This is a genomic window from Lactobacillus nasalidis (assembly GCF_016587775.1).
GTDB lineage: Bacteria > Bacillota > Bacilli > Lactobacillales > Lactobacillaceae > Lactobacillus > Lactobacillus nasalidis.
Map to the genome: position 1 here is coordinate 1 of NZ_BOCG01000104.1, position 5,376 is coordinate 5,376.

Annotated in this window: 4 protein-coding genes; 2 read left to right on the top strand and 2 right to left on the bottom strand. The window is 56.2% G+C overall.

Features of this window, described 5'->3' with window-relative positions; genetic code table 11:
- Positions 1 to 961, bottom strand: a 961-nt coding sequence (locus tag lacNas_RS01370; protein ID WP_201346524.1) for a 6-phosphofructokinase, incomplete at its 3' end; no start/stop codon positions are given.
- A 175-nt stretch (positions 962 to 1,136) separates the two neighbouring features.
- On the bottom strand, positions 1,137 to 3,077 hold the full coding sequence (locus tag lacNas_RS01375) for a sucrose-specific PTS transporter subunit IIBC (protein ID WP_201330407.1): 1,941 nt from the start codon (positions 3,075 to 3,077) through the stop codon (positions 1,137 to 1,139).
- A 278-nt stretch (positions 3,078 to 3,355) separates the two neighbouring features.
- On the opposite strand from lacNas_RS01375, the gene lacNas_RS01380 reads away from it, so the two are divergent.
- Both lacNas_RS01380 and lacNas_RS01385 read left to right on the top strand, forming a co-directional pair.
- The gene (locus lacNas_RS01380; protein ID WP_201330405.1) at positions 3,356 to 4,813 is read left to right on the top strand and encodes a sucrose-6-phosphate hydrolase; all 1,458 of its coding nucleotides are present in this window, start codon (positions 3,356 to 3,358) and stop codon (positions 4,811 to 4,813) included.
- 24 nt (positions 4,814 to 4,837) lie between these two features.
- Positions 4,838 to 5,376, top strand: a 539-nt coding sequence (locus lacNas_RS01385; protein ID WP_201346525.1) for a LacI family DNA-binding transcriptional regulator, incomplete at its 3' end; no start/stop codon positions are given.

Consider the following 5,376-nt stretch of genomic DNA (forward strand, 5'->3'; position numbering starts at 1 on the left):
GCTTCAAGACCACCAGGCGGCCGAAGGACCGGTTCATGATGAGGCGGGCGCCTTCGATCCCGAAGCGGGTGGAGATTTGCCGGTCATACGCGTCCGGCCGGCCGCCGCGCTGAGCGTGACCGATCACGGCCGTTCTGATTTCCGCGTCAGGCAGGACGCTCTGCAACTGGTCAGCAATTTCCACGACCACGCTGGCGCCGTTTCTGGCGGCTACCTTGGCCTTGTACTTCTTCTTGGACAGGGTGGCGTCTTCCTTGGAGATGGCGCCTTCAGCAGCGGCAATGACCGTGAACGGCTTGCCGGCCTTTTGCCGGTCTTTGATCTTCTTGGCCACGACGTTGATGTCGTAAGGGATTTCCGGCAGGAGAATGATGTCGCTGCCAGCGGCCAGGCCGGCTGCCAAAGTGATGTGGCCGACCTTGTGGCCCATGACTTCAACTACAAAAATCCGGGAGTGACTTTGAGCGGTCGTGTGGATGTCGTCCAAGTAGCGGGTGGCAATGTCAACCGCGCTTTGGAAGCCGAAGGTGTAGTCGGTGCCCCAAGTGTCGTTGTCGATCGTCTTTGGCAGGCCGATCACGTTCAAGCCCTCCTGGGCCAGCATGTTGGCTGACTTAAGGGACCCGTTGCCGCCCAGAACTGCCAGGGCGTCCAGGTTGAGCTTCTTGTAGGTCTTCTTCATGGCAGCTACCTTGTCAAAGCCGTCGACGATGACCCGCATTTCCTTGAATGGCTGGCGGGAAGTGCCCAAAATCGTGCCGCCCTGGTTGATGATGCCGGAGAAGTCCCGCGGCTTCATCTTGATGTAATCTTCGTGCATCAAACCGTAGTAGCCCCGCTTGAAGCCGATGATTTCCACGTCGTCAACGCAGTTGTAAAGGGTTTTGGCCAGGCCCCGCATCGTCGCGTTGAGCGCTTGACAGTCACCACCACTGGTTAAAATACCAACTCGTAAAGTCATGCTTGTTTCCTCCCTGTGTGCATAAACTGGTTACTAAACTAGGCTTAATTTTAATCTTAGTCATGTACAGGCCAACATGCAAGAAAAAATTCCTGTGTAAATAAAAAATAAGGCTTTCACTGCTAAGGAAAAGCAGCCTGGATTTCCAGACTGCTTCATGGTAGTTAGTTTTTGATTAGTGGGCCGTCAGCGCGATCAAGTTGTCGCCGTGCTTGACGTCGCTGGCTTCAACGCGGGCAACGTCATTGTATGAAGGAGTGTTGGTTACGACAACCATGACGGTCGTGTCGTAGCCGGCTGCCTTGACGGCATCAAGGTCGACTTCACCGAGCTTGTCGCCCTTTTCGATGTGTTGGCCTTGGGTCACGAAGGACTTGAAGTGCTGGCCGTTCAGGTTGACCGTGTCCAGACCGATGTGGATCAAGACTTCGGCACCGTCGTCAGACTTCAAACCGTAAGCGTGGCCGGTCTTGTAGGCAACGGAAACGGTCCCGGTAACCGGGGAGTAGACATTGCCGTCGCTAGGAACGATGGCTGCCCCGTTACCCATGAGTTTTTGAGAAAAGACTTCGTCGTTGACAGCTGACAGGTCTTCAGAAACGCCGTCAACTGGGGCCAGGATGATTTCGTCAGCCAGGCCGGCAGTCTTGGCTGCTTCGACTTGTTGTTCAGCTGGAACTTCAGTGTCGGCGCTCACGCCGGATTCGCCTTCAACGCTGGCAACTTCTTCCTTCAAGTGGCTCTTGCCCCAGAAGAAGGTCAGGGCAAAGGCGATAGCGAAGGAAACAAGTTCGCAGACAACGTACATTGGGATGGTCTTCGGGTAGATGGACAGGAAGCCCAGGAAACCGGCAGAACCAAGTGAAGCTGCTTCAACGTGCAGCAGACCTGCCAGGGCTGAAGCAAAGCCGGACCCGATCAAGGCGCAGAAGAACGGGAAGCGGTACTTCAGGTTGACCCCGAAGAGGGCTGGTTCAGTAATACCAAGCAGGGCTGAAACGCCGGCTGATGAAGACAGACCCTTCATCTTCTTGTTCTTGGTCAAGAACCAAATTGCGAAAGTTGCGGCACCTTGTGCGACGTTGGCCATGGAGGCAACAACGAAGATAAAGTCGCCGGCACCCTTGCCGGAAGCGAAAGCTGCCAGCAGCTGGGTTTCAATGGCCGGGAAGCTTTGGTGCAAACCGGTCATAACGATGGCTGAGTAGCAAAGACCGAACAGGCCCATGCCGATGAAGCCGGCAGTGTCGTACAGCCATACGAAGCCGTTGGTGATCCAGTCAGAAACGGTCTTCATAACCGGCCCGACGATGGTGAAGGTCAGGAAACCGGTGATCATGACTGACAAAAGCGGGGTAAAGGTAAAGTCAACCGCGCTTGGCAGCACCTTGTGCAGCTTCTTTTCCAAGAAGGCCAGGATCCAGATAGCGGCCAGAACCGGAATAACTTGGTATTGGTAGTTGGTTTGCGCTACGTGCAGACCGAAGATGTTCCAGTAGTGGGTTGAACCGCCCAATTGCGGGGTGGTCATGATCAAGCCGATCGCAGCCCCCAGGAACTGGTTGGCCCCAAACCGCTTAGCGGCGGAGATGCCGACCAGAACCGGCAGGAACATGAACGGAGCGGCTGACATGACTTGGATCATGTCTGACAAGCCCTTGATGGCCGGGTTGATTTGGACCAGTGACTTAGGCCCGAACAGGCCAGGACTGGTAAAGAAGTTGTTCAAGGCCATCAGCAGACCGCCGGCAACCAGGGCCGGGATGATCGGCACGAAGATGTCACTCAAAAGCTTGATGAAGGCCATAACTGGGTTGACCTTCTTGCCGCTGGCGGCGATCTTCTTCAGGTCGTCAGTGGAAACTTCGGACAAACCGGTTTCCTTGATCAGTTCGTTGTAGACGTTGTCAACGTCACCAGGCCCGATGATGACTTGGTACTGGCCGTCAGTCTTGAAGGTCCCCTTAACGTCCGGGTCCTTGTCCAAGGCTGCCTGGTCGATCTTGCTGTCGTCTTTTAAGACTAAACGCAGACGCGTTGCACAGTGAGCAGCTGCTACCAGGTTATCTTCGCCAACCGCAGCGATAACCCGCTTGGCAACCGCGTTGTAATTCATTGCCACGAGAAACACTCTCCTTATCCTCTGAAAACGCTTTTCTTTAATTCAGTTTCTATGATAACGGTTTCTGTGAAATATGTCAATCGTTTGACAGAAAATATTTTAAAAAAGATTAAAAAGGATTGCTTACCGCAAATACAGCCTGTTAATCGTTTGACATGTTAGCGCTTCAACAATAAAATAGAAGGTGACAAAGTGCTAATTGTTTAGATTTGATTTTTGCGCGGCAATAAAACAACAGAAGAGATTATTGAATTAAGCGGAGGTTGCTTAAAATGGAATGGACTAGAGAGAAAAGATATCTTCCTTATGACAAGTGGGACGCTTTGACCCTGCTGAAACTGCAGAGCCAGGCAGCGCGGTCTGACTACCAGCTGCACTACCACATCCGTCCGAGCTCGGGCCTTTTGAACGACCCAAACGGCTTTTCCTATTATAATGGGCGCTGGCAGGTCTTCTACCAGTCCTACCCGTTTGGCGCCGTGCACGGGCTGAAGTCCTGGGTGCACCTGAGCAGCCGGGACCTGGTGCACTGGGAAAACCTGGGCGAGGCCGTTTTGCCGGACACGCCGCTTGACAGTCACGGGGCTTACTCCGGCTCAGCCAAGGCGGTCGGCGACAAGCTCTTTTTGATGTACACGGGCAACGTGCGTGACGAAAACTGGGTGCGGCATTCCTACCAGATCGGCGCCTGGATGGATGAGAAGGGACAGGTCAGCAAGCTGCCGGAAGCCTTGATCAAGGCACCGGACCATGTGACCGAGCACTTCCGCGACCCGCAGATTCTGGAGCACGGCGGCAAGTACTACGCTATTCTCGGCGCCCAGGACAAGGCCAGCAAGTCTGGCAAAATCAGCCTCTACCGGGCTGAGCAGCTGACGGGTCCCTGGGAAGACCTGGGCTATGTCGACCTGCCGGACATGGGCTACATGGTTGAATGCCCGAACCTGGTCTTCGTCAGCGGCAAGCCGGTCTTCATCTTCTGCCCGCAGGGCCTGGACAAGAACGTTGCCGACTACCAGAACGTCTACCCGAACATGTACTGGGCCGGGGAAAGCTTCGACTTTGACATGGGCCATTTTGAAACGAAGCAGAAGGCGCCGGTCAACCTGGACGAAGGCTTCGACGTCTACGCCAGCCAGGCCTTCAACGCGCCTGACGGCCAGGCCTACCTGATCAGCTGGGTGGGCCTGCCGGACATGACCTACCCAAGCGACAGCGAAGGCTGGGCCAACTGCTTAAGCCAGGTCAAGCGCCTGTCCTTGAAGCACGGCCGCCTGGTTCAAAAGCCGGTCAAGGCCATCAAGAGCCTGCGCGAGGCAGAAGAAGACTTTACCGGTGACCTGGCCTTTGACGCCGGCGCGCAAAGCGAAATCAAGCTGACGGTCAAGCGGGGGCAGAAGGGCAGCCTGCTTTTGGCAGCCGACCAAGCCGGCCAGCACGGCATCAAGCTGCGCTTCAAGACCGGCAAGCACGCCCGTCTCACCGTCGACCGGGGCGAATGCGGGCAGGCAGTCAACGCCGACTTTGGCGCCAGCCGCACCGTCAGGCTGCCGGCCGGCGAGGACCTGGACTTGAGAATCTTCATGGACCACTCGCTGTTTGAAATTTTCGTTAACGGCGGGGCAGCCGTCATTACCGGCCGCTACTTCGCGCCGGCTGACCAGACCTTCGTCAAGATGGACAAGGGCATCGACTACCGGGCCCGGACTTGGCGCTTGAAAGACATGTAAGCAATAAGAGGGGAAGAGGCAGACATGAGGCCAAAACTAACGGACGTGGCTGAAAAGGCAGGCTGTTCGCCAACGACGGTCTCGCGGGTGATCAACAATTACGGCTACATCAGCCAGAAGACCAGAGACCGGGTCTACGCGGCTATGCGGGAGCTGAACTATCAGCCGAATACCCTGGCGCGGTCGCTGCAGGGCAAGCAGACCAAGATGATCGGCGTGATCGTGCCGAGCATCAACAACCCCTTCTTCGCGGAACTGGTAGCCGGCATCGAAGAACAGCTGGCAAGCGACGGCTACAAAATGCTGCTCTGTGATGCCGGCCAGGACAGCGACAAGGAGCGGCGCTACTTGCGGATGCTGGAAGCCAACCAGGTCGACGGAATCATCGCGGGCTCGCACAACCTGGACATTGCCGAGTATCAGCGCTACGGCCTGCCGATCGTGTCCTTTGACCGGGCCTTGTCAGAGCAGGTGCCGATCGTGACCAGCGACAACTATCAGGGCGGCTGCCTGGCCACCCAGGCCCTGGTCGACGCCGGCTGCCGGCACGTCTACTTCGTCGG

What these genes read in the sequence shown, in the direction of transcription:
- lacNas_RS01380 (WP_201330405.1), top strand. Translation starts at nt 3,356, where the DNA reads ATGGAATGGACTAGAGAGAAAAGATATCTTCCTTATGACAAGTGGGAC.
- lacNas_RS01375 (WP_201330407.1), bottom strand. Translation starts at nt 3,077, where the DNA reads ATGAATTACAACGCGGTTGCCAAGCGGGTTATCGCTGCGGTTGGCGAA.